The organism is Mediterranea sp. ET5 (genome assembly GCF_023337025.1).
Taxonomy (GTDB): Bacteria; Bacteroidota; Bacteroidia; order Bacteroidales; family Bacteroidaceae; genus Phocaeicola_A.
Genome location: NZ_JAMBLN010000005.1, coordinates 26,368 through 48,101 on the forward strand (window position 1 = coordinate 26,368; position 21,734 = coordinate 48,101).

Consider the following 21,734-nt stretch of genomic DNA (forward strand, 5'->3'; position numbering starts at 1 on the left):
GTTTTCCTTGATTCATTTCCGCTTTGCCGCAGGCTTCGGCTTCAGCGCATCGGGGCGCATCGAGTAGGTCTTCTTGCCTTGTGCAGGTTCAGCCAGCAAGGCAGACGGCACATTGGCTCCTGCCGGCAGACGCTTCAGGAGCTTCTCCAGGGCGTCGGCATATTCCTGATGGATGAAGGCATCGTCGCGGTCACTCTGGTTGTAGGCGATGTAGCGGAGGTATTCCACACACTTGTTGAACCACACGTCAGGCAGTTCCTCGCTACCGTAGCTCAAGCGCACCATGTACTTCAACCGCCCGATCAGCGTCTGCTGGTCGACCTGCGGATCCGCTATCAGTGCATCGATGCGCCGGATGGCGTCGTCATAGTTCTTCTGACGGATGGCATCGTTGACGCGAATCAGTTCGCAATTGAATGCCTTCCCTTCGAAGTCGCACAATGCCTCAATGACGGCAAGGTCACCGTAGGTCGTCTCTTTCGCCAGTTTGGCATCGACTGCCTCCTTGCCGAGCAAGGCACAGTAATCAGCATAATGGTCCGACAGGTCTTTCAGGTAAGGCGTCATGCCTGTGATGACCTCCACAAAGACGGGCCATACATCGTCATCCGACAGCTTGGCTTCCCCCTTCATCAGTTCGTCAAAGGCAGCCGTCACATTCCTGTGCGCATAGATGGAGTGTTCGTAACGGATGTAGTCAAGCAGGAAAGCCCGTTCACGGTTGCCTGCAGCATACTGTTCTTCCAGGTAGAAAGAGCGCAATTCGGGCGTCAACGCGCTACGTCCCGTGCGGATGAACTGCTCCCCCGTCTGACGGCTGCTGCTCCGGTGTACCATCTCCCCGGTAGCAGGATCCACGAAGGCATAGGTCGGATAGCTCCTTACGCCATACTTTCGGGCAAGTTCGACTCCTTCCCCGTGCTCCGCGTCAATCTTCGCGCAGACAAAGTGCTCGTTGTAGAACGCACCGACGTCCGGCAATGTAAACACGGTCTGTGCCATGTTCAGGCAGGGACCACACCATTGCGTGTAGAAATCAATAAAGATAAGCTTGTTCTCGGCTTTCGCCTTTGCAACAATCTCTGCCCATGACTGATGGGTGAACCGGATGCCCGGTTCCTGTTCTTCGCTCACCTGCATGATGTCAGCCGGCACCCCTAATGTGGTCTCGGCGCCCCTAACGCCGGAAGCCAATGCCGCTACAGTCAAAAGCATGCAAGCCTTTGAGCATAACATTCTTTTCATCAATGTACAAATTTTATAGTAGGTTCTTTTTCTTCGTATATTTATCGTTTAGCCTATTTATATCCTGCATCGCTTTCAGGTATCTTCTTTCCGAGGCTAAAATCTGACAGATTCAAAGATAATCCGTCTGTTTAACATTTATGTTGTGGGTGCAAAAGTAACATTTTTTCCTATTCGGAAGATTATTTACCCTAAAAAACATTCAGCTGTCACAAAAACAGTTACGAGCCTCCTCGCATCGGGGCATCCCTGCGGCGCACGTTTTTCAACTTACGTCCTCCCTGCCATCGCGCATAATAAGGTATATATCCCCCTGCCGACCTGCCACATCAGGCAAGCATTCAGTGTCACAGAGCCGGTCCCATAATCTACAATTATCCTTACATTTCATGCTCATTACAAAAACGGGGGCTTCATTGACCTACATCAAGAAAAAGGCTGTTTTTATGTTTTAAAGCATGTTTTCCCTTGACACGAGCAAAAAAGCCCCTATCTTTGCAGCGTAATTCAGAAATGAGTTACGAAGGATAACAAGTAGATAGGATAATTAGTAAAGGTAAAAAGATTTAATTATTTTAATTATGACAGCACAACTTTCTATTTTGGTTGCTATTGTAGCCGTGTTCGCTGTATTGAGCGTTATCGCAGTGGTACAAACGAACGTTAAGAAGTAAACGAGATTCAAAGTTTTCCTAGTGAGAATTTTCTCACTGGGAATAGTGTAAGGACAGGAAGCTCTTAAAATGCCAGAGCAAGCCTGCTTTCTTTAGAAATTACAGCATTCATTGAAATAAGCAAGAGGATGGGTCACAGCAGTGGCGCATCCTCTTTGCATTTTACCCATCAGACTTGTACACACGGACAGGGGAAACAGGAATCATACACGTCCCTGCAGAGACTGTCCGGACGATATTCCAGAGATGCCTATGAAAAAAGGACAGCCTCACCAGGAGACTGTCCTCTCTTCATATATAGTGTATCTATATTATTCAGCTTTCGGGGCTTCTTCAGCCGGAGTTTCCACGGTAGCTGTTGCTTCAGTTGCAGGGGCTTCAGCAGCTGCAGCAGCACCACCCTTCTTCGAACGACGGGTACGCGTCTTCTTGGCAGCCTTGTCTTTTGCCATGTTCTCGTTGTAGTCAACCAGTTCGATGAAGCAGATTTCTGCATTGTCACCGGCACGACGACCCAACTTGATAATGCGGGTGTAACCACCCGGACGGTCAGCCACTTTCACAGAGATTTCCTTGAACAACTCTGTTACGGCATATTTATCTTGCAAGTAGCTAAATACGACACGGCGAGAGTTGGTCGTATCGTTCTTAGACTTGGTGATCAAAGGCTCAACGTACTTCTTCAGCGCTTTAGCCTTTGCAAGAGTCGTAGTGATTCTTTTGTGCTTGATCAGAGAAATGGCCATGTTTGACAACATTGCGCTTCTGTGAGAAGCAGTACGACCCAAATGGTTGAATTTCTTATTGTGTCTCATTGTTTATTCTTTGTCTAATTTATATTTAGAAATGTCAGTTCCAAACGACAGATTCAGACTTTCGAGCAAATCATCAAGCTCCGTAAGCGATTTCTTACCAAAGTTTCTGAACTTCAAGAGGTCAGTCTTGTTGAATTGAACCAGGTCACCCAGGGTCTCCACATCGGCAGCCTTCAAACAGTTCAAGGCGCGGACAGAGAGATCCATGTCAACAAGTTTGGTCTTCAACAGCTGACGCATGTGCAATACCTCCTCATCAAACTCTTCATTGCCATCGGCGTCGGAGTTCTCCAACGTAATCTTCTCATCGGAGAAGAGCATGAAGTGGTAGATCAAGATTTTTGCAGCTTCTTTCAGTGCATCCTTCGGGTGAATGGAACCGTCCGTCGTAATTTCAAGAATCAGCTTGTCATAGTCAGTCTTCTGCTCAACGCGGAAAGGCTCAATCTGATATTTGACATTACGGATCGGAGTATAAATTGAATCGATAGGAATTACATTAACATCGGTGCAGTATTCGCGGTTTTCGTCAGCGGGGACGTATCCACGACCTTTGTTAATGGTCAAATCGATCTGCATGGTTGCTTTTGAATCTAAATGGCAAATAACTAATTCAGGATTTAACACTTCAAATCCAGTCAAATACTTACCTATATCACCTGCCTTAAATTCATTTGAATTCTCGATAGTAATACTTACTTTTTCGTTCTCGAATTCCTCTACTATTTGTTTAAATCTGACTTGCTTCAGATTCAGGATAATATTGGTCACATCCTCTTTCACTCCCGGAACGGCTGCAAACTCATGCTCAACCCCCGCAATGCGGATGGTATTGATGGCAAACCCCTCGAGAGAGGAAAGGAGGATACGGCGCAAGGCATTACCGACGGTAATACCAAAGCCGGGCTCAAGCGGACGAAACTCAAATTTTCCATATTTGGAATCCGCCTCCAACATTAATACTTTATCAGGTTTTTGAAATGCTAATATCGCCATGAAACTAATTATTATTTAGAGTACAACTCAACGATCAATTGTTCTTTAATGTTTTCGGGAATATCTGCTCTTTCAGGGATGTGCAAATATCTGCCAGCCTTTGTGTTTTCGTCCCACTCCAACCAGGGATACTTGCTGTGGTTGAAGCCAGCCAGAGAGTTGGCAATCACTTCCAAAGATTTAGATTTCTCGCGAACACCTACAATTTGACCCGGTTTAACGGCGTACGAAGGGATATTAACAACTTCACCGTCTACCACAATGTGTCTGTGACCTACCAGCTGACGTGCTGCGGCACGGCTAGGAGCGATACCCAAACGATAGACGATATTGTCGAGACGAGATTCGAGAGACTGCAAGAGGATCTCACCGGTAATACCGTTGGCACTGGCGGCTTTCTCGAACAAGTTTCTAAATTGTCTTTCCAACACACCGTAAGTGTATTTGGCCTTTTGCTTTTCAGCCAACATGACACCATACTCAGAAGTCTTTCTTCTTCTGGAGTTACCATGCTGTCCGGGAGGATAGTTTCTCTTAGACAAAACTTTATCAGCACCGAAAATAGCCTCACCGAATTTACGTGCAATTCTTGATTTTGGTCCAGTATATCTAGCCATTTTTACTTCTTTGATTTAATTGGTTTACTAATGAACTTAAATTGTAGCAGCCGCGAATTACAGAAAGGAAATGCAATCCATTATTAACCAATTCAAGTTACATCATTCTATTAGGTTATCTGTATTATACTCTTCTTCTTTTGGGAGGACGACAACCGTTGTGCGGAAGCGGTGTTACGTCAATGATTTCAGTAACTTCAATACCAGCACCATGCACGGTTCTGATAGCGGACTCACGGCCATTACCAGGACCTTTCACATAAGCTTTTACCTTTCTAAGACCCAGGTCATACGCAACCTTGGCGCAGTCTTGTGCTGCCATCTGTGCTGCATACGGGGTGTTCTTCTTCGAACCTCTGAATCCCATCTTACCTGCTGAAGACCAAGAGATGATCTGACCTTCACTGTTTGCAAGAGAGACAATGATATTGTTGAATGAAGAATGAACGTGCAATTGTCCATTAGCATCCACTTTCACATTTCTCTTCTTAGCTGCGACTGTTTTTTTTGCCATATCAACAATTATTATTTAGTAGCTTTTTTCTTGTTTGCAACTGTTTTCTTTCTTCCCTTACGAGTACGTGCATTGTTCTTTGTGCTTTGTCCTCTTACGGGCAAACCGAGACGGTGGCGCACACCACGGTAACAACCAATATCCATTAATCGCTTAATGTTCAATTGTACTTCGGAACGAAGATCACCTTCCACCTTATATTCAGCACCAATGATTTCACGAATCTTGGCGGCTTGGTCATCAGTCCAATCCTTCACCTTGATATCTCTATCAACACCTGCCTTGTCCAAGATTTTTGCTGAACTACTGCGACCTATACCGTATACATAGGTCAACGCAATCTCACCTCTTTTGTTTTGAGGCAAATCTACACCAACTATTCTTATAGCCATATACTAATTATTTTTTCTGCAAAAATAATAAATTATCCTTGACGTTGTTTATACTTAGGATTTTTCTTGTTAATAACATACAAACGGCCATTACGTCTTACGATCTTACATTCTGGCGTACGTTTTTTCAATGATGCTCTTACTTTCATATCTTTATTTGTTATTTATATCTGAAAACGATTCTACCTTTTGACAAATCGTAAGGTGACATCTCCACTCTTACCTTATCTCCGGGCAGGATTTTAATGTAATGCATTCTCATTTTGCCGGAAATATGAGCCGTAATCTCATGCCCATTTTCCAACTCTACACGAAACATTGCGTTTGACAATGCTTCAACAATCACTCCTTCTTGTTCTATTGCTGCTTGTTTTGCCATATAAATTTTTAAATTGCGTTATCTCCCAAAACTTCTTCTATAAAATCAAATGTTGACAATACTTCGGCTTTTCCCTTACGCACAGCCAACGTGTGCTCAAAGTGAGCCGCCCACTTGCCATCCCGTGTACGGATCGTCCAACGGTCGGGTTCCATATAGATTTGTGGGGAACCCAAGGTAATCATCGGCTCGATTGCAATGCACATGCCGCTCTTCAACAGCACACCCGAACCTCTCTTCCCGTAATTGGGGACAGGCGGTTCTTCGTGCATTTCCTTGCCGATTCCATGTCCGACAAACTCACGGACAACTCCATAGGCATGCTTTTCACAATGATCCTGAACCGCCGAACCGATGTCTCCCAGACGTTTTCCATGGACTGCATTCTCAATTCCCTTATACAGGGCTTCCTTGGTAACCTTGAGCAACTCCCTTACTTCAGGAGCTACCTCACCTACACAGAAGGTGTAGGCTGAGTCGCCACAGAAACCATTCATGTAAGTCCCGCAATCAACCGAAACAATATCACCCTCCTGCAGAGGCTTGTCATTGGGAATGCCATGAACCACCTGGTCATTGACAGAGGCACAAATAGAGCCGGGGAAGGGTTGTCCATATTGATTCGGGAATCCCTTGAATGTCGGGATAGCCCCATTGTCACGAATGAACTCTTCGGCGACCCGATCAAGTTCCAGTGTTGTAACACCCGGTTTTATAAGTTTAGCTACTTCTGCCAAAGCTCTCCCCACAAGGAGATTGCTTTGACGAAGTAACTCTATTTCATCATCAGTCTTAAGAAATATCATCTAATGAAAACTTAATAGGCCGAAACATTAGCCGAACGACCCTTGATTCGTCCAGACTTCAGTAAACCATCATAATGTCTCATCAACAAATGACTTTCAACTTGCTGTAAGGTGTCCAGAACAACACCGACAAGAATCAAGAGAGACGTTCCTCCAAAGAAGTGAGCAAATTCAGTCTTCACACCAAAGATACCGGCAAATGCAGGAAGGATGGCAACAATTGCAAGGAACAGAGAGCCCGGCAAAGTGATGCGCGACATAATGGTATCGATATACTCTGCTGTATTCTTACCCGGCTTGATGCCCGGAATAAAACCATTGTTGCGCTTCATGTCCTCTGCCATCTGATTCGGGTTAATCGTGATTGCCGTATAGAAGTACGTGAAAAGAATAATCAGTACGGCAAATGTCAGATTGTACCAGAACCCGGTATAATCGCTCAGAGCAACAGCAAGACTGCTGACCTCACCTTGTGCACCGGAATAATTGGCAAGTGCAGCCGGAATAAACATGATTGCTTGTGCAAAGATGATCGGCATCACATTGGCTGCATTCACTTTCAAAGGAATGTATTGTCTTGCGCCACCATATTGCTTGTTGCCGACGATACGCTTGGCATACTGCACCGGAATCCGGCGTGTGCCCTGTACCAACAGGATGGCCGCAGCGATAACCAGCAACAGGAATACGATTTCAAACAAGAACATAATCAAACCACCAGCACCCGGAGAAGCCATTCTCGAAACGACTTCCTGGAAGAGAGCCTGCGGCAAGCGGGCAATGATACCGATCATGATGATCAGCGAGATACCATTACCCACGCCCTTGTCAGTGATTCTCTCACCCAACCACAGGATGAACATACTTCCCGCAGCCAGGATGATGGTAGATGAAATCATAAATAACGTCCAATCTAATGAAGCATTTAATGAACCTCCGGCCTGTGACTTCAAATTCAACAAATAGGAAGGTGCCTGGAACAATAAAATGGCTATCGTTAGATAGCGGGTATATTGATTTATCTTTCTTCTGCCGCTTTCGCCTTCGCGTTGCATTTTCTGGAAATAAGGAACTGCAACGGCCAAAAGCTGGATGACGATGGAAGCCGAGATGTACGGCATGATTCCCAACGCAAAGATAGAAGCATTAGAAAATGCACCACCAGAAAACATGTTTAACAAAGCCAACAGACCTTCGCTTGTTTGTTCATGGAGCTTGGTCAACATGTTCGGGTCAATACCCGGAAGGACAATGTATGAACCAAAGCGATAGATAGCAACAAACAATACAGTGATGAGGATCCGTTTTCTCAGATCCTCAATCTTCCATATATTCTTTAATGTTTCAATAGATCGTCTCATTGAATCAGAGTTTTACAGCGTTACCACCAACAGCTTCAATAGCGGCGACTGCACTCTTAGAAAAAGCATGTGCCTCTACATCAACTTTTGTCGTCAATGTGCCGTTACCTAACACTTTAACCAATTGTTTTGAAGAAATAAAACCAGCAGCAATCAATTCCTCGATACCAACTTTGGTCAAGTTCTTGGCATCAACCAGAGCCTGGATAGTGCTCAGGTTGATAGCTTTATATTCTACTCTGTTTATGTTCTTAAAACCAAATTTCGGAGCACGACGCTGAAGCGGCATCTGTCCACCCTCGAAACCGATCTTACGGGAATAACCAGATCTTTGTTTTGCTCCTTTATGTCCTCTTGTAGAAGTTCCACCCAAGCCAGAACCGGGACCACGACCAACTCTTTTTCTAGAGGTAGTTGAGCCGGCTGCGGGTTTCAAGTTATTCAATTTCATATCGAAACTTAATTATTGTTCAACAATACATTACTTAACGATGGCAACGAGGTGCTTTACCTTTTCCACCATTCCAAGAATTGAAGGAGTAGCTTCGTGTTCAACCACACGATTCATTTTACGGAGTCCCAGTGCATCGAGAGTTCTCTTCTGATCAACCGGAGCACCAATTCTACTTTTTACTTGCTTGATCTTAATAGTTGACATAATTTCCTCCTTATCCTCTAAATACTTTTTCCATACTTACACCTCTGTTCTGAGCGACAGTTCTAGCATCTCTCATCTCGCTCAAAGCCTGGATAGTAGCCTTCACGAGGTTGTGAGGATTGGAAGAACCCTTCGACTTAGCCAAAACGTCAGTAATACCAACACTCTCAAGTACGGCACGCATAGCGCCACCGGCAACCACACCGGTACCGGTAGAAGCCGGTTTGATGAAAACCTCTGCACCGCCGAACTTAGCAGTTTGTTCATGAGGAACAGTACCTTTCAATACCGGGACACGAGTAAGGTTCTTCTTGGCTGCCTCTACACCTTTGGCGATGGCAGCAGTCACTTCACCAGCCTTACCAAGGCCCCAGCCGATAATACCATCTTCATTACCAACTACCACAATGGCAGAGAAGGTAAACGTTCTACCACCCTTGGTCACCTTGGTAACACGATTGATAGCAACAAGTCTATCTTTCAACTCGATATCGTTCGTTATCTTAACTCTGTTATTAACTGCCATGATCTTTAAAATTTAAGTCCACCGTTACGAGCAGCATCTGCCACTTCCTTAACTCTCCCGTGATACAAATAGCCGTTACGGTCGAATACGACAGTCGTAATACCAGCCTCTTGTGCTTTCTTTGCTATCAACTCGCCGACCTTTGCAGCTTGCTCTTTCTTAGGCATGGCTTCCATGCCCAAAGAAGAAGCGGCAGCCAAGGTTCTGCCCGACAGGTCATCCACAAGCTGAACATAGATCTGCTTGTTGCTTCTGAAGACCGTCATACGAGGACGTGCAGTCGTTCCGGAAATCTTGTTCCGTACTCTATATTTAATCTTGATTCGTCTTTCTATTTTTGTTGTCATAATAATACGATTTTATGTAAATTACTTAGCACCGGCTGATTTACCCGACTTTCTACGAATTTCTTCGCCAACAAACTTAATACCTTTACCTTTGTAGGGTTCAGGTTTACGGAAAGAACGTATTTTTGAGCAAACTTGACCAAGCAATTGTTTGTCACAAGATTCCAATATAATAAGAGGGTTCTTATTTCTTTCTGATTTTGTTTCAACCTTGATCTCAGGAGGCATTTGGATAAAGATGTTGTGTGTATAGCCTAATGAGAGTTCCATAATATTGCCGTTGTTGGATGCACGGTAACCTACACCCACCAATTCCAACTCTTTCTTGTAACCTTCAGAAACACCAACAACCATATTATGTACCAATGCACGATACAATCCGTGGTAAGCATGTCTTTGCTTGGGATCATCCTGCATCATATCTTCATTTTCTACAAAGTGTACATGACCATCTTCGATAGAAACAGTAATAGCTGGATTTACATATTGGCTCAACTCGCCTTTGGGTCCTTTCACAGTGACCACATCATCCTTCAGAGTAACTGTCACTCCGGCAGGAATACTAATGGGTAATTTTCCTATTCTTGACATAGATAATCCTCCTATTAATATACGTAGCAAAGCACTTCACCACCAATCTTCAGGGCAGCGGCCTCTTTGTCTGTCATTACACCTTTGGAAGTGGATATAATCGCAATACCCAAACCGTTAATTACTCTCGGCATGTCTTTGTAGCCGGTGTACTTACGCAAACCCGGGGTAGACACCCTGATCAACTTCTTGATTGCGTTAACCTTGTTAACCGAATCATACTTCAAAGCTACCTTAATAGTACCCTGAGGACCATCTTCTACGAACTTGTAGTTCAAGATGTAACCTTTTTCAAAAAGGATCTTAGTGATTTCCTTTTTCAAGTTTGAGGCAGGAACTTCAACAACTCTGTGTTTTGCGCTGATGGCATTTCTCAACCTCGTCAGATAATCTGCTATTGGATCTGTCATATAATAAAAATTTAAATTAATCAGGACTCTCCTGACAATATTTAAAAATAAAAACTTCTTTACCAGCTTGCTTTCTTAACGCCCGGGATCAATCCATTGGAAGCCATCTCACGGAACTGGATTCTGGAGATACCGAATTGACGGATATAACCTCTAGGACGACCGGTCAACTTGCAACGGTTGTGCAAACGAATCGGGTTGGCATTCTTGGGAATTGCCTGGAGCTTCTGAGCAGCCTCATAAGCGGCAACAGGATCACCCGTGTTGACAATCTTCTTCAGAGCGGCACGTTTTTCAGCATATTTGGCTACAAGTTTGGCTCTTTTTACTTCACGAGCCTTCATTGATTCTTTTGCCATAATCTATCAGTCTTTTTTAGCGTTTTTAAACGGTAAACCAAATTCCTTTAACAAAGCATAACCTTCTTCGTCTGTTTTGGCAGAGGTTACAAAGGTAATATTCATTCCCAATATTTTAGTAATACTATCAATATTTATTTCAGGGAAAATGATTTGCTCTTGGATACCCAGCGTGTAGTTACCTCTTCCGTCGAACTTGCTTTCGATACCTTTGAAGTCACGGATACGGGGGAGAGCCACACGGACGAGCTTCTCCAGGAATTCGTACATTCTCTCGCGACGCAGCGTTACCATCACACCGATCGGCATTTTCTTACGCAACTTGAAGTTTGCAATATCCTTGCGCGAAACAGTTGCAACGGCTTTCTGACCGGTAATGGCAGTCATCTCGTTAATGGCCACATCAATAATCTTCTTGTCGGCAACAGCCATGCCCAAGCCCTGATTGATGACAATCTTCTTGAGCACGGGGATTTGCATAGAAGAAGTATACTGGAATTGGCTCTTCAATGCAGGAGCGATGCGCTCTGCATATTCTTTCTTAAGGCTAGCAGTATTACTCATTACTTGATCTCCTCTCCTGATTTTTTAGAATAACGCACTAATTTAGTTCCTTCTGAGTTCTTTCTTCTTCCCACGCGTGTCGGTTTGCCCGTCTTGGGGTCAACGACATTCAAGTTTGAGATGTGGATAGGAGCTTCCTTGCTTACTATACCACCTTGAGGATTCTTTGCGCTCGGTTTGGTGCTCTTCTTTACGATGTTCACACCTTCAACCACAGCACGTCCTTCTTTCACAAGAACTTTCAACACAGTGCCGGTTTTACCCTTATCTTCACCAGAGTTAACGTAAACTGTATCGCCCTTTTTAATATGTAATTTGCTCATTACTTAAATCCTTTACAAAATTAAAGTACTTCAGGTGCCAATGATACAACTTTCATGTTTACAGCACGAAGTTCACGGGCTACCGGACCGAAAATACGACTACCTCTAATTTCGCCTGCATTGTTCAGCAACACACAAGCATTGTCATCAAAACGAATATAAGAACCGTCAGCACGACGAATTTCTTTCTTAGTACGTACGATCAAAGCCTTAGACACTGCACCTTTTTTAATATCACTTGAGGGGATGACGCTCTTTACAGAAACGACAATCACATCTCCCACAGTAGCGTAACGCTTTCTGGTACCGCCCAAAACGCGGATGCAGAGAGCTTCCTTTGCGCCACTGTTATCACATACCGTAAGTCTGGATTCTGCTTGTATCATAATTACTTAGCTCTTTCGATTATTTCAACTAATCTCCATCTTTTAGTTTTGCTCAAGGGACGAGTCTCCATGATGCGTACGGTATCACCAATATTGCATTCGTTCTTCTCATCGTGAGCGTGATATTTCTTCGTCTTGCTGACGAACTTACCGTAAATCGGGTGTTTTTCCTTAAACTTGGCAGCAACGGTGATCGTCTTGTCCATTTTGTTGCTGATGACAACACCCATTCTTTCTTTTCTTAAATTTCTAGCTTCCATCAGGATCATTATTTATTATTAAGTTCTCTCTGGCGCAACTCCGTCTTCATGCGTGCAATAGTACGACGCAAGCTCTTGATTTGTGCAGGATTCTCCAACGGAGAGATAGAATGATTCAAAACCATCTGATTGTACTTGGCTACTTCAGCTTCGATTCTTTCTGCCAGTTCATTGGTAGCTATTTCTCTAATTTCTGCAATCTTCATAATTATGCGTTTTGATTTTGGAAGTCGTAATCACGTCTAACAATAAACTTAGTAGTAATCGGAAGTTTCTGTGCAGCCAGGCGCAAAGCTTCTTTTGCGACTTCGTAAGAAACACCTTCCACTTCAATGAGGATGCGACCCGGAGTAACAGGGGCTACAAAGCCTTCGGGGTTACCTTTACCTTTACCCATACGTACATCAGCCGGCTTGCGAGTAATAGGTTTATCCGGGAAGATACGGATCCAAATCTGACCCTGACGTTGCATATATCTGGTTACAGCAATACGGGCAGCCTCAATCTGGCGTCCTGTGATCCACTTAGTACCCAAGGACTTGATGCCGAAAGAGCCAAAGGCAAGCTGGTTACCTCTTTGGGCATTTCCTTTTTGACGGCCTTTCTGCTGTCTTCTGAATTTTGTCTTTTTCGGTTGTAACATAGTTCCTAAAATTCAAATTCGTTAGCGATTGTTTTTCTTTCTTTTGAAGTTCTTGCCTCCATTGTTGCCGCCATTTCCACCACGACCATTTTCCTTGCTCTGCACGAAGTTCGGAGCGAGTTCTCTCTTACCGTAAACTTCACCGCGGCAAATCCATACCTTGATACCCAGCAGACCTACCTTGGTCAATGCTTCAGCATGACAGTAGTCGATGTCTGCACGGAACGTATGCAACGGAGTTCTACCTTCTTTGTACATTTCAGAACGAGCCATTTCAGCACCGTTCAAACGGCCGGCAATCTGGATCTTGATACCCTCGGCACCCATGCGCATCGTGTTGGCGATAGCCATCTTGATGGCACGACGGTATGCGATCTTGCCTTCTACCTGGCGTGCGATGTTGTTTGCCACGATTACGGCGTCGAGCTCAGGACGTTTGATCTCAAAGATATTGATCTGGATATCCTTGTCGGTGATCTTCTTCAACTCCTCTTTCAACTTATCGACTTCCTGGCCACCTTTACCAATGATAATACCCGGACGAGCGGTACAAACAGTAATTGTGATAAGTTTCAGTGTACGTTCGATTACAATTCTCGAAACACTAGCTTTAGCAAGTCTGGCGTTCAAATATTTACGGATCTTGCTATCCTCCAGCAAAGCATCACCAAAGTCTTTGCCACCGTACCAATTTGAATCCCATCCTCTGATAATACCCAGACGATTGCTTATCGGATTAACTTTCTGTCCCATTACTCTTAGTTTTGATTATCATTAGTATTAATCGTATCAACGAACAAAGTCACGTGGTTCGAACGTTTGCGGATTCTGTAACCTCTACCCTGCGGAGCCGGTCTCATGCGCTTCAGCGTCGGACCGCAATCAACAAAAATCTTCGTTACAAACAATTCGCCGTCTTCAGCCTTGCGATCGTTTTTCTGTTCCCAGTTAGCAATAGCAGAGCGCAACAGCTGTTCCACTCTGGCAGAAGCTTCTTTAGAAGAAAACTTCAAGACACCAAGTGCTCTGTTCACTTCCATACCACGAATCATATCTGCAACCAAACGCATCTTACGCGGAGAGGTAGGAACATTTTGCAACTTTGCAAAATACATGGTCTTAAGGGCTTCTTTTCTTTTTTCAGCCGAAATTCTTTTTCTTGCTCCCATTATTTAGCTTTTCTTTATTATTTCAGATAAATGCCTGTTTATTTTTTCTTGTTGCCAGCGTGTCCACGGAAGGTACGTGTCGGAGCGAACTCGCCCAGCTTGTGACCTACCATGTTTTCTGTAACATAAACAGGGATGAATTTATTTCCGTTATGAACTGCAATAGTATGCCCTACAAAATCAGGGGAAATCATTGAAGCTCTGGCCCAAGTCTTAACAACAGACTTCTTGCCGCTCTCATTCATGGCGAGCACCTTCTTTTCAAGTTTGACGTTAATATATGGACCTTTTTTTAATGAACGACTCATAATTTACTCAATTAACCTTGTTATTACTTTCTTCTTTCGATAATGTACTTAGAAGATTGTTTCTTCGGAGCTCTTGTCTTCAAGCCCTTAGCATACAATCCCTTACGTGATCTCGGATGACCTCCAGAAGCGCGTCCTTCACCACCACCCATCGGGTGATCAACAGGGTTCATTACAACACCACGGTTGTGAGGACGGCGACCCAGCCAACGAGAGCGACCGGCCTTACCGGAGCTTTCCAATGCGTGGTCTGAGTTACCTACGCTACCAATGGTAGCTTTACAAGCGCTGAGGATCTGACGAACCTCACCTGAAGGCAATTTGATGACGCAATACTTACCTTCTCTTGAAGTCAATTGAGCAAAGTTACCAGCTGATCTTACCAACACAGCACCCTGACCCGGACGCAATTCGATGTTGTGAATCACGGTACCAACGGGGATGTTCTGGAGGGGAAGTGCATTACCAATCTCAGGCGCTGCATTCTCACCGGACATCAAAGTGCTGCCTACCTGCAATCCATTAGGAGCAATGATATAGCGTTTTTCACCATCAGCGTAAAACAACAAAGCGATACGAGCCGAACGGTTCGGATCGTATTCAATTGTCTTAACCACTGCGGGAACACCGTCTTTGTTTCTCTTGAAGTCAATGAATCTGAATTTTCTCTTGTGGCCACCACCAATGTAGCGGACAGTCATCTTACCTACATTGTTACGACCACCTGAAGAACGTTTTCCACTTACAAGAGATTTTTCTGGTACCGATGCAGTAATCTCTTCAAAAGTACCAATAATCTTATGTCTCTGCCCCGGTGTTGTGGGCTTAAATTTACGTACTGCCATCTTCTATTTAAATATTGCTATAAAAATCAATAGTATCGCCCTCTTTCAAAGTCACAATTGCTTTCTTATAAGCATTTCTACGACCTTTCACAAGTCCGGCTTTCGTATAACGAGTCTTGTTCTTACCGGAATAGTTCATCGTGTTGACACTCTCCACGGTCACGTTATACATCGCTTCTACTGCACTCTTAATCTCAAGTTTGTTAGCCTCAGGACGCACAATAAATCCGAAACGATTGCTCTTTTCGGATATTGCGGTCATCTTCTCTGTCACTAACGGTTTTACAATAATTCCCATTATCTAAGCCTCCTTATTTTGCAAAGTTATCAATGCTCTTCAGCGAGCTTTCAGTAATCACGAGAGTATCTGCCTCCAAAACTTTGTAAGTATTCAGATCTGAAGCAATTATAACGTTTGCACGCTTGATGTTACGAGCTGACAAATATACATTTTTATTACTTTCCGGCAAAACGAGAAGCAACTTCTTATCAGAAACTTTAAGATTATTTGTCATTTCTACAAAGTCCTTAGTCTTAGGAGCTTCGAAGGTGAAGTCCTCAACTACGACGATGGCATTCTCACGTGCCTTGTATGACAGAGCTGAGCGACGTGCCAAATCTTTTACTTTCTTGTTCAGCTTGAACCAATAGTCACGAGGTTTGGGACCGAACACGCGGCCACCACCTACCAATACCGGTGAGTTGATGTCACCGCGACGAGCACCGCCGCCACCTTTCTGACGACCCAATTTACGAGTAGAACCGCTGATTTCGCTTCTTTCTTTTGATTTGTGAGTTCCCTGGCGTTGGTTTGCCATGTATTGTTTCACAGCCAAGTAAATAGCGTGATCATTGGGTTCAATTCCGAAGATAGATTCGTTTAACGCTACCTTTCTTCCGGTCTCCTGACCGTTAATGTTATATACGCTAACTTCCATTATTTCTCAATTATTACGATTGAACCTTTGTAACCCGGAACAGAACCTTTGATGAGCAGAAGGTTGTGCTCAGGAATCACTTTTAATACTTGCAAGTTGTGAGTAGTCACACGATCACCACCCATCTGACCTGCCATGCGCAATCCCTTGAATACACGTGCGGGATATGAACAAGCACCGATAGAACCCGGTTTGCGGGCACGGTTATGCTGTCCGTGAGTAGTCTGGCCTACACCACCGAAGTGATGTCTTTTTACAACACCCTGGAATCCTTTTCCCTTAGAAGTGCCGATTACGTCCACGTAGGGAGCATCGTTGAACAGTTCTACGGTGATTACGTCACCCAAGTTTAACTCGTTTTCAAATCCTTTGAACTCGGCCAAGTGGCGCTTCGGAGTTACTCCGGCTTTCTTAAAGTGACCCATCAGCGGTTTGCTGGTATTCTTCTCTTTTGCTTCCTGGAAGCCTACCTGAACAGCTGCATAGCCATCTTTTTCTACACTCTTAATCTGAGTAACTACACAAGGACCAGCTTCGATAACAGTGCATGGTACGTTTTTACCATCAGCACTGAAGACGGATGTCATTCCGATTTTCTTTCCTAATAATCCTGGCATTTCAGTTAATTTTTAATGGTTCGTTTAAACTTTAATTTCCACTTCTACCCCACTCGGCAGTTCCAACTTCATCAGTGCGTCTACAGTCTTTGCTGTGGAGCTGTAAATGTCAATCAGACGCTTGTAAGAAGAGAGCTCGAATTGCTCGCGAGACTTCTTGTTTACGAAGGTTGAACGGTTCACAGTGAAGATGCGCTTGTGAGTAGGCAAGGGAATCGGGCCGCTTACGATGGCGCCGGTTGCTTTCACTGTCTTTACAATCTTCTCAGCAGACTTGTCTACCAAGTTGTGATCGTAGGATTTCAGTTTAATTCTAATCTTTTGACTCATTGTTTGAATAAATTGTTATTGTTCTTTTATCAGGCAGGCAGGTGGGCAGGTTAAGAGTCATTCGCTAACCTGCCTCCTTGCTTGCGCTATTTTGTTTGTTTTAGATCAAGTCTACACGACCCTTGACTTCTTCAAGCACAGACTTGGCAATCGATGCCGAAACTTGTGCGTGGTGGTCGTAGGTCATGGATGAAGTGGCACGACCGGAAGTGATGGTACGCAGAGCTGTCACGTAACCGAACATTTCTGCCAGGGGAACCATTGCCTTCACGATGCGGGCACCTGAACGGCTGGATTCCATACCTTCCACCTGACCGCGACGCTTGTTCAAGTCACCGATTACGTCACCCATGTTCTCTTCCGGAGTAACAACCTCCAGCTTCATGATGGGCTCCATCAGCACGGGACCTGCCTTGGCACAAGCGTTCTTGTAAGCCTGGATGGCACAGATTTCGAACGACAGCTGGTCAGAGTCCACGGGGTGGAACGAACCGTCCTTCAAAACCACCTTCAGCGAGTCGAGCGGGAAGCCGGCGAGGATACCGTTCTTCATGGCTGTCTGGAAACCTTTCTGTACGGAAGGAATGAATTCCTTGGGCACATTACCACCCTTCACCTCGTCGATGAATTGCAGACCGCCCTGCTTCCAGTCTTCGTCAACCGGACCAACGGCTACGATGATGTCGGCGAACTTACCACGACCACCGGACTGCTTCTTGTAAACCTCGCGGAGTTCCACTGTCTTGGTGATGGCCTCCTTGTAGTTCACCTGCGGACGACCCTGGTTACACTCAACCTTGAACTCACGTTTCAGACGGTCGATGATGATGTCCAGGTGAAGCTCACCCATACCGGAGATGACGGTCTGGCCGCTCTGCTCGTCAGTACGTACGGTGAAGGTCGGGTCTTCTTCAGCCAACTTGGCAAGACCGTTGGACAGCTTGTCGAGGTCCTTCTGAGTCTTCGGCTCAACGGCGATACCGATTACCGGTTCGGGGAAGTCCATAGACTCCAGCACGATCGGAGCAGTCTCGTCGCAAAGCGTATCACCAGTACGGATATCCTTGAAACCAACACCGGCACCGATATCACCGGCGCTGATCACTTCAACCGGGTTCTGCTTGTTGGAGTGCATCTGGAACAGACGGGATACACGCTCCTTCTTGCCCGAACGGGAGTTGTAGATGTATGAACCGGCCTCAATCTTACCTGAATATACACGGAAGAAAGTCAGACGGCCTACATACGGGTCGGTCGCAATCTTGAATGCCAGAGCTGCAGTCTTCTCGTCTTCGCTCGGTACACGGTCTTCTTCAGCACCGGTCGTCGGGTTCGTACCCACGATGTTCGGAGTATCCAGCGGAGAGGGCAAGAAGGCACAAACGTAGTCCAGCAAAGTCTGCACACCCTTGTTCTTGAACGAAGAACCGCAGGTCATCGGAACGACCTCCATCTTCAGGGTAGCAGCACGCAGTGCACGGAGGATTTCGTCTTCGGTGATAGTCGAGGGATCGTCAAAGAACTTCTCCATCAACACGTCGTCGAATTCAGCCACCTTCTCCAGCATCTTTTCACGCCATTCGTTGGCTTCATCCTGCAGGTTTGCGGGAATATCTTCTACGTCATAGTCAGCACCCATTGTCTCGTCGTGCCACAGGATGGCCTTCATCTTGATGAGGTCAACCACACCCTTGAAGTTTTCTTCAGAGCCGATAGGGATGACAATCGGACAGGGGTTTGCACCCAGCACGTCCTTCATCTGACGGACAACTTCAAAGAAGTCGGCACCCGAACGGTCCATCTTGTTCACATAACCGATACGGGGAACATTATATTTATCAGCCTGACGCCATACGGTTTCAGATTGGGGTTCCACACCACCTACCGCACAGTAGGTAGCCACAGCACCGTCAAGCACACGCAGTGAGCGTTCTACCTCAGCGGTGAAGTCAACGTGTCCCGGAGTGTCAATCAAGTTGATCTTATAAGTATTGCCCGCATACTTCCAACGGGTGGTCGTAGCAGCCGAGGTGATGGTGATACCACGCTCCTGCTCCTGCTCCATCCAGTCCATTGTTGCAGCACCATCGTGAACCTCACCAATCTTGTGAGTCAATCCGGTGTAGAACAGGATACGTTCAGAAGTCGTTGTCTTACCGGCATCGATGTGAGCCATGATACCGATGTTGCGGGTCAAATGCAAGTCTTGTTTTGCCATTTTGCTTCCTTAATATTCAGTTTATTAATACTTGATTAGAATCTGAAGTGAGCGAATGCACGGTTAGCTTCAGCCATACGGTGCATATCCTCCTTACGCTTGAAGGCACCACCTTGCTCGTTGAACGCATCGATAATCTCGGCAGCCAACTTGTCAGCCATTGATTTACCGCCACGCTTACGGGCAAATGCAATCAAGTTTTTCATAGAGATCGATTCTTTACGATCGGGACGGATTTCAGTAGGAACTTGGAAAGTCGCGCCTCCGATACGGCGGGACTTAACCTCAACTTGCGGAGTTACATTATCCAAGGCTTTCTTCCAGATTTCCAGCGGAGTTTTCTCTTCGTTGGGAAGCTTTGCCTTGACGGTCTCAAGGGCGGTATAGAAGATGTGATAAGAAGTATTCTTCTTTCCGTCGTACATCAAGTGGTTTACAAACTTAGAAACTTTTTGGTCGCCGAATACGGGATCCGGAAGAACCACACGTTTTTTTGGTTTTGCTTTTCTCATTTTGTTTGAACATAATGTTTTGTTTGAGGCTGCAATCTTGTCTTCTTCAACGCTTCCTCTGAAGCATTTACTCAACCTTTAAGCATTTTCCACCAAACCAAAACGATTTTAATAAATAAATTTCCTTTCCAGAAAAGTCGGTTGATTACTTCTTACCCTTACCTGCAGGAGCCTGACCCGGTTTCGGACGCTTGGCACCGTATTTGGAACGACGTTGGGTACGGTTAGCCACACCGGCAGTATCCAAAGTACCGCGAACGATGTGATAACGTACACCCGGAAGGTCTTTCACACGACCGCCACGTACCAGGACGATGGAGTGTTCCTGCAAGTTGTGACCTTCACCCGGAATGTAGGAGTTCACCTCCTTCTGGTTAGTCAGTTTCACACGGGCAACCTTACGCATTGCCGAATTCGGTTTCTTCGGAGTAGTCGTATAGACTCTGACGCAAACGCCACGTCTTTGAGGACAAGCGTTCAATGCCGGAGACTTACTTTTCTCAACCAGAACCTTTCTTCCTTTTCTTACTAGTTGTTGAATAGTAGGCATTTCTGTTCGATTTTAATTATTATATATTGTTTTGTTACTTTTCTGTTGAAGCGAAAATATACTTTTCGGGCTGCAAAGTTACTAATAACATTTTAATTAGCAATAGGTTTGTAATCTTAAAATAACCGAGATTTCCGTTTTTATATTTTTTATAGGAGTTTGACACTTCACAAGGAATAGTCAGACTACAATCAGAGGGGGTCTTTTAGGATTCTGGAAGAAACAGGCCCGAACAATGAACCATGAGCCATGAACAATAAAGCACGAATACCCTAAGTTCTCCGAAGGAATGCAGAGGCAACCGGTCTGGTCGCCCGGTCTGACAAGGCAATATTTTTGCCACCCATCACAGCCCTCATCCCCCACTCACAGCACCCCTACACCTTATTATATATACACACACGCCATCCATACAGAGAAACCACCTGCCTACGCTCGTCAGTGACCCATCACTTTGTCATTTTGTCAAAATGTCAAATGAATCACCCCACAGAGACCTTCGTTGGAGCTAAAGACGGGGACGATGATTTTGCGGGCATTCTCGGACGATTTGCAAAATACATTTTCACACCAAATCCAATCGTTTCCTTTCCCTATGCCCTGCATGCAGAGCAATTGGTAGCACACAGAGTACTCACAGGAGAAAATACTCCACATTATAACAGTTCAAAAATGAATGGCTCTGCCCTTCTTCCAGAGAGCAAACGTCCGTATTTTTTCATTGCAATTCCATTTTCTTTACATCGAGAGAGCAAACAATATTGTTTCACTCTTCAAACAATATTGTTTGACGAACCAAACACAAGTGTTTGACATGCGAAACTATATTGTTTGGGACGTCAAACACTTGTGTTAGCTGTTAACTTATCAAAATACAATGAGCCCTGCAGAAGGAAAGTGCAAATGCAATTTAACTTTTCATCGCTAGTTCAGTCGATTTTTCAAAAATGTGCGTTAGATGAAAATGGCTTTTCAGGAAAATGGGAAAGTAAATAAGGCTTTTGACCTCACAAAATGTCAATCCATCCTTTGGTTCTGCCGATGTGCGGAGACTGTTCTCACCCAAGATGTCCTTCCGAGTTGCTCCCGACAAACAGCCCGGGAACTTTTCTTCTCAAAACAGAAAAAGCTTATTGTATATTCTACGAACAGAAAACAGACCTCAGAAGGGTTTGAAATCCGCGAAAGCAGAAAGATAAAGAAAAGGAACAATTTTCACAAGAAACCGGACCTGCCACAAGTGCATCTAACTGTCAATCCGACACAAAGCCTCAAAAATCTGCCCGTATTCCTTGGAGAAATGAAGTAAATCTCTTACTTTTATAGTGTTAGCATAACACTAACAATAAAAATAATAGACCTAATCCATGAAAGAACCGAC

Annotated in this window: 36 protein-coding genes; 2 read left to right on the forward strand and 34 right to left on the reverse strand. The window is 44.9% G+C overall.

All coding sequences use genetic code 11. The annotated features are described in order from the left end of the window. Positions 1 to 12: 12 nt before the first annotated feature. The 34 genes from M3087_RS04505 to rpsL all read right to left on the reverse strand — a co-directional run bounded on the left by M3087_RS04505 (position 13) and on the right by rpsL (position 20,353). A complete protein-coding gene (locus tag M3087_RS04505; protein WP_249094050.1) occupies positions 13 to 1,245 on the reverse strand; it encodes a thioredoxin family protein in 1,233 nt (410 codons plus the stop codon). Positions 1,246 to 2,230: 985 nt separating this feature from the next. Further along, positions 2,231 to 2,734, reverse strand: coding sequence for a 50S ribosomal protein L17 (gene rplQ, locus M3087_RS04510; RefSeq protein WP_022384858.1), 504 nt, complete (start codon positions 2,732 to 2,734; stop codon positions 2,231 to 2,233). A 3-nt stretch (positions 2,735 to 2,737) separates the two neighbouring features. Next, positions 2,738 to 3,730, reverse strand: coding sequence for a DNA-directed RNA polymerase subunit alpha (locus tag M3087_RS04515; protein ID WP_022384859.1), 993 nt, complete (start codon positions 3,728 to 3,730; stop codon positions 2,738 to 2,740). An 11-nt stretch (positions 3,731 to 3,741) separates the two neighbouring features. Next, positions 3,742 to 4,347: a 30S ribosomal protein S4 gene (gene rpsD / locus M3087_RS04520; protein ID WP_022384860.1), complete on the reverse strand. Its 606-nt coding sequence runs from the start codon at positions 4,345 to 4,347 to the stop codon at positions 3,742 to 3,744. 124 nt (positions 4,348 to 4,471) lie between these two features. Next, the gene (gene rpsK, locus M3087_RS04525) at positions 4,472 to 4,861 is read right to left on the reverse strand and encodes a 30S ribosomal protein S11 (protein ID WP_007567382.1); all 390 of its coding nucleotides are present in this window, start codon (positions 4,859 to 4,861) and stop codon (positions 4,472 to 4,474) included. Positions 4,862 to 4,872: 11 nt separating this feature from the next. After that, complete coding sequence (rpsM, locus tag M3087_RS04530) at positions 4,873 to 5,253, reverse strand: 30S ribosomal protein S13 (protein WP_022384861.1); 381 nt, start codon at positions 5,251 to 5,253, stop codon at positions 4,873 to 4,875. 32 nt (positions 5,254 to 5,285) lie between these two features. Then, positions 5,286 to 5,402 carry a type B 50S ribosomal protein L36 gene (ykgO, locus tag M3087_RS04535; RefSeq protein ID WP_002558051.1) on the reverse strand — a complete coding sequence of 39 codons (117 nt, stop codon included), beginning with the start codon at positions 5,400 to 5,402 and terminating at the stop codon, positions 5,286 to 5,288. Positions 5,403 to 5,413: 11 nt separating this feature from the next. Beyond that, a complete protein-coding gene (gene infA, locus M3087_RS04540) occupies positions 5,414 to 5,632 on the reverse strand; it encodes a translation initiation factor IF-1 (RefSeq protein WP_022384862.1) in 219 nt (72 codons plus the stop codon). An 8-nt stretch (positions 5,633 to 5,640) separates the two neighbouring features. Continuing rightward, positions 5,641 to 6,438 (reverse strand): type I methionyl aminopeptidase, encoded by a 798-nt coding sequence (gene map, locus M3087_RS04545; protein ID WP_022384863.1) that lies wholly within the window; start codon positions 6,436 to 6,438, stop codon positions 5,641 to 5,643. Between the two features lie 11 nt (positions 6,439 to 6,449). Next, positions 6,450 to 7,799, reverse strand: a complete 1,350-nt coding sequence (gene secY, locus M3087_RS04550; protein WP_022384864.1) for a preprotein translocase subunit SecY — start codon at positions 7,797 to 7,799, stop codon at positions 6,450 to 6,452. Positions 7,800 to 7,803: 4 nt separating this feature from the next. Beyond that, positions 7,804 to 8,250: a 50S ribosomal protein L15 gene (gene rplO / locus M3087_RS04555; protein ID WP_022384865.1), complete on the reverse strand. Its 447-nt coding sequence runs from the start codon at positions 8,248 to 8,250 to the stop codon at positions 7,804 to 7,806. Positions 8,251 to 8,280: 30 nt separating this feature from the next. Next, positions 8,281 to 8,457: a 50S ribosomal protein L30 gene (gene rpmD / locus M3087_RS04560; protein WP_106483687.1), complete on the reverse strand. Its 177-nt coding sequence runs from the start codon at positions 8,455 to 8,457 to the stop codon at positions 8,281 to 8,283. 10 nt (positions 8,458 to 8,467) lie between these two features. Next, positions 8,468 to 8,983: a 30S ribosomal protein S5 gene (gene rpsE, locus M3087_RS04565; protein WP_022384866.1), complete on the reverse strand. Its 516-nt coding sequence runs from the start codon at positions 8,981 to 8,983 to the stop codon at positions 8,468 to 8,470. Between the two features lie 5 nt (positions 8,984 to 8,988). Further along, on the reverse strand, positions 8,989 to 9,330 hold the full coding sequence (gene rplR, locus M3087_RS04570; protein ID WP_022384867.1) for a 50S ribosomal protein L18: 342 nt from the start codon (positions 9,328 to 9,330) through the stop codon (positions 8,989 to 8,991). A gap of 21 nt (positions 9,331 to 9,351) precedes the next feature. Then, entirely contained in the window at positions 9,352 to 9,921 is a 570-nt protein-coding gene (rplF, locus tag M3087_RS04575) for a 50S ribosomal protein L6 (protein WP_022384868.1), read from the reverse strand. Positions 9,922 to 9,935: 14 nt separating this feature from the next. Next, the gene (rpsH, locus tag M3087_RS04580) at positions 9,936 to 10,331 is read right to left on the reverse strand and encodes a 30S ribosomal protein S8 (RefSeq protein WP_022384869.1); all 396 of its coding nucleotides are present in this window, start codon (positions 10,329 to 10,331) and stop codon (positions 9,936 to 9,938) included. Between the two features lie 59 nt (positions 10,332 to 10,390). Beyond that, positions 10,391 to 10,690, reverse strand: a complete 300-nt coding sequence (rpsN, locus tag M3087_RS04585; RefSeq protein WP_022384870.1) for a 30S ribosomal protein S14 — start codon at positions 10,688 to 10,690, stop codon at positions 10,391 to 10,393. A 6-nt stretch (positions 10,691 to 10,696) separates the two neighbouring features. Continuing rightward, the gene (gene rplE, locus M3087_RS04590; RefSeq protein WP_022384871.1) at positions 10,697 to 11,254 is read right to left on the reverse strand and encodes a 50S ribosomal protein L5; all 558 of its coding nucleotides are present in this window, start codon (positions 11,252 to 11,254) and stop codon (positions 10,697 to 10,699) included. Then, the gene (rplX, locus tag M3087_RS04595; protein ID WP_022384872.1) at positions 11,254 to 11,577 is read right to left on the reverse strand and encodes a 50S ribosomal protein L24; all 324 of its coding nucleotides are present in this window, start codon (positions 11,575 to 11,577) and stop codon (positions 11,254 to 11,256) included. The genes rplE and rplX overlap by 1 nt, the downstream gene beginning before the upstream one ends. A 20-nt stretch (positions 11,578 to 11,597) precedes the next feature. Continuing rightward, complete coding sequence (gene rplN, locus M3087_RS04600; RefSeq protein ID WP_022384873.1) at positions 11,598 to 11,963, reverse strand: 50S ribosomal protein L14; 366 nt, start codon at positions 11,961 to 11,963, stop codon at positions 11,598 to 11,600. A 2-nt stretch (positions 11,964 to 11,965) separates the two neighbouring features. Continuing rightward, complete coding sequence (gene rpsQ, locus M3087_RS04605; RefSeq protein ID WP_022384874.1) at positions 11,966 to 12,223, reverse strand: 30S ribosomal protein S17; 258 nt, start codon at positions 12,221 to 12,223, stop codon at positions 11,966 to 11,968. Between the two features lie 8 nt (positions 12,224 to 12,231). Then, the gene (rpmC, locus tag M3087_RS04610) at positions 12,232 to 12,429 is read right to left on the reverse strand and encodes a 50S ribosomal protein L29 (protein WP_022384875.1); all 198 of its coding nucleotides are present in this window, start codon (positions 12,427 to 12,429) and stop codon (positions 12,232 to 12,234) included. Positions 12,430 to 12,431: 2 nt separating this feature from the next. Then, a complete protein-coding gene (gene rplP, locus M3087_RS04615) occupies positions 12,432 to 12,866 on the reverse strand; it encodes a 50S ribosomal protein L16 (protein WP_022384876.1) in 435 nt (144 codons plus the stop codon). A 21-nt stretch (positions 12,867 to 12,887) separates the two neighbouring features. Continuing rightward, entirely contained in the window at positions 12,888 to 13,619 is a 732-nt protein-coding gene (rpsC, locus tag M3087_RS04620) for a 30S ribosomal protein S3 (protein WP_022384877.1), read from the reverse strand. A 5-nt stretch (positions 13,620 to 13,624) separates the two neighbouring features. Next, complete coding sequence (rplV, locus tag M3087_RS04625; protein ID WP_022384878.1) at positions 13,625 to 14,035, reverse strand: 50S ribosomal protein L22; 411 nt, start codon at positions 14,033 to 14,035, stop codon at positions 13,625 to 13,627. A gap of 38 nt (positions 14,036 to 14,073) precedes the next feature. Beyond that, positions 14,074 to 14,343: a 30S ribosomal protein S19 gene (gene rpsS, locus M3087_RS04630; protein WP_013618002.1), complete on the reverse strand. Its 270-nt coding sequence runs from the start codon at positions 14,341 to 14,343 to the stop codon at positions 14,074 to 14,076. A gap of 23 nt (positions 14,344 to 14,366) precedes the next feature. Further along, positions 14,367 to 15,188 carry a 50S ribosomal protein L2 gene (gene rplB, locus M3087_RS04635; RefSeq protein ID WP_022384879.1) on the reverse strand — a complete coding sequence of 274 codons (822 nt, stop codon included), beginning with the start codon at positions 15,186 to 15,188 and terminating at the stop codon, positions 14,367 to 14,369. Between the two features lie 7 nt (positions 15,189 to 15,195). Beyond that, positions 15,196 to 15,486, reverse strand: coding sequence for a 50S ribosomal protein L23 (rplW, locus tag M3087_RS04640; protein ID WP_022384880.1), 291 nt, complete (start codon positions 15,484 to 15,486; stop codon positions 15,196 to 15,198). 13 nt (positions 15,487 to 15,499) lie between these two features. After that, the gene (gene rplD / locus M3087_RS04645; protein ID WP_022384881.1) at positions 15,500 to 16,126 is read right to left on the reverse strand and encodes a 50S ribosomal protein L4; all 627 of its coding nucleotides are present in this window, start codon (positions 16,124 to 16,126) and stop codon (positions 15,500 to 15,502) included. Further along, positions 16,126 to 16,743 (reverse strand): 50S ribosomal protein L3, encoded by a 618-nt coding sequence (rplC, locus tag M3087_RS04650; protein ID WP_022384882.1) that lies wholly within the window; start codon positions 16,741 to 16,743, stop codon positions 16,126 to 16,128. Before rplC ends, rplD begins: the two co-directional genes overlap by 1 nt. Before the next feature lie 24 nt (positions 16,744 to 16,767). Further along, positions 16,768 to 17,073 (reverse strand): 30S ribosomal protein S10, encoded by a 306-nt coding sequence (gene rpsJ / locus M3087_RS04655; RefSeq protein ID WP_005941888.1) that lies wholly within the window; start codon positions 17,071 to 17,073, stop codon positions 16,768 to 16,770. 100 nt (positions 17,074 to 17,173) lie between these two features. Continuing rightward, complete coding sequence (gene fusA, locus M3087_RS04660) at positions 17,174 to 19,291, reverse strand: elongation factor G (protein WP_022384883.1); 2,118 nt, start codon at positions 19,289 to 19,291, stop codon at positions 17,174 to 17,176. A 35-nt stretch (positions 19,292 to 19,326) separates the two neighbouring features. Continuing rightward, complete coding sequence (gene rpsG / locus M3087_RS04665; protein ID WP_249094053.1) at positions 19,327 to 19,878, reverse strand: 30S ribosomal protein S7; 552 nt, start codon at positions 19,876 to 19,878, stop codon at positions 19,327 to 19,329. A gap of 70 nt (positions 19,879 to 19,948) precedes the next feature. Next, positions 19,949 to 20,353 (reverse strand): 30S ribosomal protein S12, encoded by a 405-nt coding sequence (gene rpsL / locus M3087_RS04670; RefSeq protein ID WP_022384885.1) that lies wholly within the window; start codon positions 20,351 to 20,353, stop codon positions 19,949 to 19,951. Positions 20,354 to 20,830: 477 nt separating this feature from the next. Between rpsL and M3087_RS04675 the strand changes: the two genes are divergently transcribed. Together M3087_RS04675 and M3087_RS04680 are read left to right on the forward strand one after the other, a co-directional pair. Further along, positions 20,831 to 21,166 carry a hypothetical protein gene (locus tag M3087_RS04675; RefSeq protein WP_249094055.1) on the forward strand — a complete coding sequence of 112 codons (336 nt, stop codon included), beginning with the start codon at positions 20,831 to 20,833 and terminating at the stop codon, positions 21,164 to 21,166. A 145-nt stretch (positions 21,167 to 21,311) separates the two neighbouring features. Beyond that, positions 21,312 to 21,662 carry a hypothetical protein gene (locus tag M3087_RS04680; protein WP_249094056.1) on the forward strand — a complete coding sequence of 117 codons (351 nt, stop codon included), beginning with the start codon at positions 21,312 to 21,314 and terminating at the stop codon, positions 21,660 to 21,662. Positions 21,663 to 21,734: the final 72 nt, after the last annotated feature.

Bases quoted from the DNA above. Each gene is read 5' to 3' on its own strand.
- M3087_RS04505 (WP_249094050.1), bottom strand. From the start codon at position 1,245: ATGAAAAGAATGTTATGCTCAAAGGCTTGCATGCTTTTGACTGTAGCG.
- rplQ (WP_022384858.1), bottom strand. From the start codon at position 2,734: ATGAGACACAATAAGAAATTCAACCATTTGGGTCGTACTGCTTCTCAC.
- M3087_RS04515 (WP_022384859.1), bottom strand. From the start codon at position 3,730: ATGGCGATATTAGCATTTCAAAAACCTGATAAAGTATTAATGTTGGAG.
- rpsD (WP_022384860.1), bottom strand. From the start codon at position 4,347: ATGGCTAGATATACTGGACCAAAATCAAGAATTGCACGTAAATTCGGT.
- rpsK (WP_007567382.1), bottom strand. From the start codon at position 4,861: ATGGCAAAAAAAACAGTCGCAGCTAAGAAGAGAAATGTGAAAGTGGAT.
- rpsM (WP_022384861.1), bottom strand. From the start codon at position 5,253: ATGGCTATAAGAATAGTTGGTGTAGATTTGCCTCAAAACAAAAGAGGT.
- ykgO (WP_002558051.1), bottom strand. From the start codon at position 5,402: ATGAAAGTAAGAGCATCATTGAAAAAACGTACGCCAGAATGTAAGATC.
- infA (WP_022384862.1), bottom strand. From the start codon at position 5,632: ATGGCAAAACAAGCAGCAATAGAACAAGAAGGAGTGATTGTTGAAGCA.
- map (WP_022384863.1), bottom strand. From the start codon at position 6,438: ATGATATTTCTTAAGACTGATGATGAAATAGAGTTACTTCGTCAAAGC.
- secY (WP_022384864.1), bottom strand. From the start codon at position 7,799: ATGAGACGATCTATTGAAACATTAAAGAATATATGGAAGATTGAGGAT.
- rplO (WP_022384865.1), bottom strand. From the start codon at position 8,250: ATGAAATTGAATAACTTGAAACCCGCAGCCGGCTCAACTACCTCTAGA.
- rpmD (WP_106483687.1), bottom strand. From the start codon at position 8,457: ATGTCAACTATTAAGATCAAGCAAGTAAAAAGTAGAATTGGTGCTCCG.
- rpsE (WP_022384866.1), bottom strand. From the start codon at position 8,983: ATGGCAGTTAATAACAGAGTTAAGATAACGAACGATATCGAGTTGAAA.
- rplR (WP_022384867.1), bottom strand. From the start codon at position 9,330: ATGACAACAAAAATAGAAAGACGAATCAAGATTAAATATAGAGTACGG.
- rplF (WP_022384868.1), bottom strand. From the start codon at position 9,921: ATGTCAAGAATAGGAAAATTACCCATTAGTATTCCTGCCGGAGTGACA.
- rpsH (WP_022384869.1), bottom strand. From the start codon at position 10,331: ATGACAGATCCAATAGCAGATTATCTGACGAGGTTGAGAAATGCCATC.
- rpsN (WP_022384870.1), bottom strand. From the start codon at position 10,690: ATGGCAAAAGAATCAATGAAGGCTCGTGAAGTAAAAAGAGCCAAACTT.
- rplE (WP_022384871.1), bottom strand. From the start codon at position 11,254: ATGAGTAATACTGCTAGCCTTAAGAAAGAATATGCAGAGCGCATCGCT.
- rplX (WP_022384872.1), bottom strand. From the start codon at position 11,577: ATGAGCAAATTACATATTAAAAAGGGCGATACAGTTTACGTTAACTCT.
- rplN (WP_022384873.1), bottom strand. From the start codon at position 11,963: ATGATACAAGCAGAATCCAGACTTACGGTATGTGATAACAGTGGCGCA.
- rpsQ (WP_022384874.1), bottom strand. From the start codon at position 12,223: ATGGAAGCTAGAAATTTAAGAAAAGAAAGAATGGGTGTTGTCATCAGC.
- rpmC (WP_022384875.1), bottom strand. From the start codon at position 12,429: ATGAAGATTGCAGAAATTAGAGAAATAGCTACCAATGAACTGGCAGAA.
- rplP (WP_022384876.1), bottom strand. From the start codon at position 12,866: ATGTTACAACCGAAAAAGACAAAATTCAGAAGACAGCAGAAAGGCCGT.
- rpsC (WP_022384877.1), bottom strand. From the start codon at position 13,619: ATGGGACAGAAAGTTAATCCGATAAGCAATCGTCTGGGTATTATCAGA.
- rplV (WP_022384878.1), bottom strand. From the start codon at position 14,035: ATGGGAGCAAGAAAAAGAATTTCGGCTGAAAAAAGAAAAGAAGCCCTT.
- rpsS (WP_013618002.1), bottom strand. From the start codon at position 14,343: ATGAGTCGTTCATTAAAAAAAGGTCCATATATTAACGTCAAACTTGAA.
- rplB (WP_022384879.1), bottom strand. From the start codon at position 15,188: ATGGCAGTACGTAAATTTAAGCCCACAACACCGGGGCAGAGACATAAG.
- rplW (WP_022384880.1), bottom strand. From the start codon at position 15,486: ATGGGAATTATTGTAAAACCGTTAGTGACAGAGAAGATGACCGCAATA.
- rplD (WP_022384881.1), bottom strand. From the start codon at position 16,126: ATGGAAGTTAGCGTATATAACATTAACGGTCAGGAGACCGGAAGAAAG.
- rplC (WP_022384882.1), bottom strand. From the start codon at position 16,743: ATGCCAGGATTATTAGGAAAGAAAATCGGAATGACATCCGTCTTCAGT.
- rpsJ (WP_005941888.1), bottom strand. From the start codon at position 17,073: ATGAGTCAAAAGATTAGAATTAAACTGAAATCCTACGATCACAACTTG.
- fusA (WP_022384883.1), bottom strand. From the start codon at position 19,291: ATGGCAAAACAAGACTTGCATTTGACCCGCAACATCGGTATCATGGCT.
- rpsL (WP_022384885.1), bottom strand. From the start codon at position 20,353: ATGCCTACTATTCAACAACTAGTAAGAAAAGGAAGAAAGGTTCTGGTT.
- M3087_RS04675 (WP_249094055.1), top strand. From the start codon at position 20,831: ATGAATCACCCCACAGAGACCTTCGTTGGAGCTAAAGACGGGGACGAT.
- M3087_RS04680 (WP_249094056.1), top strand. From the start codon at position 21,312: ATGAAAATGGCTTTTCAGGAAAATGGGAAAGTAAATAAGGCTTTTGAC.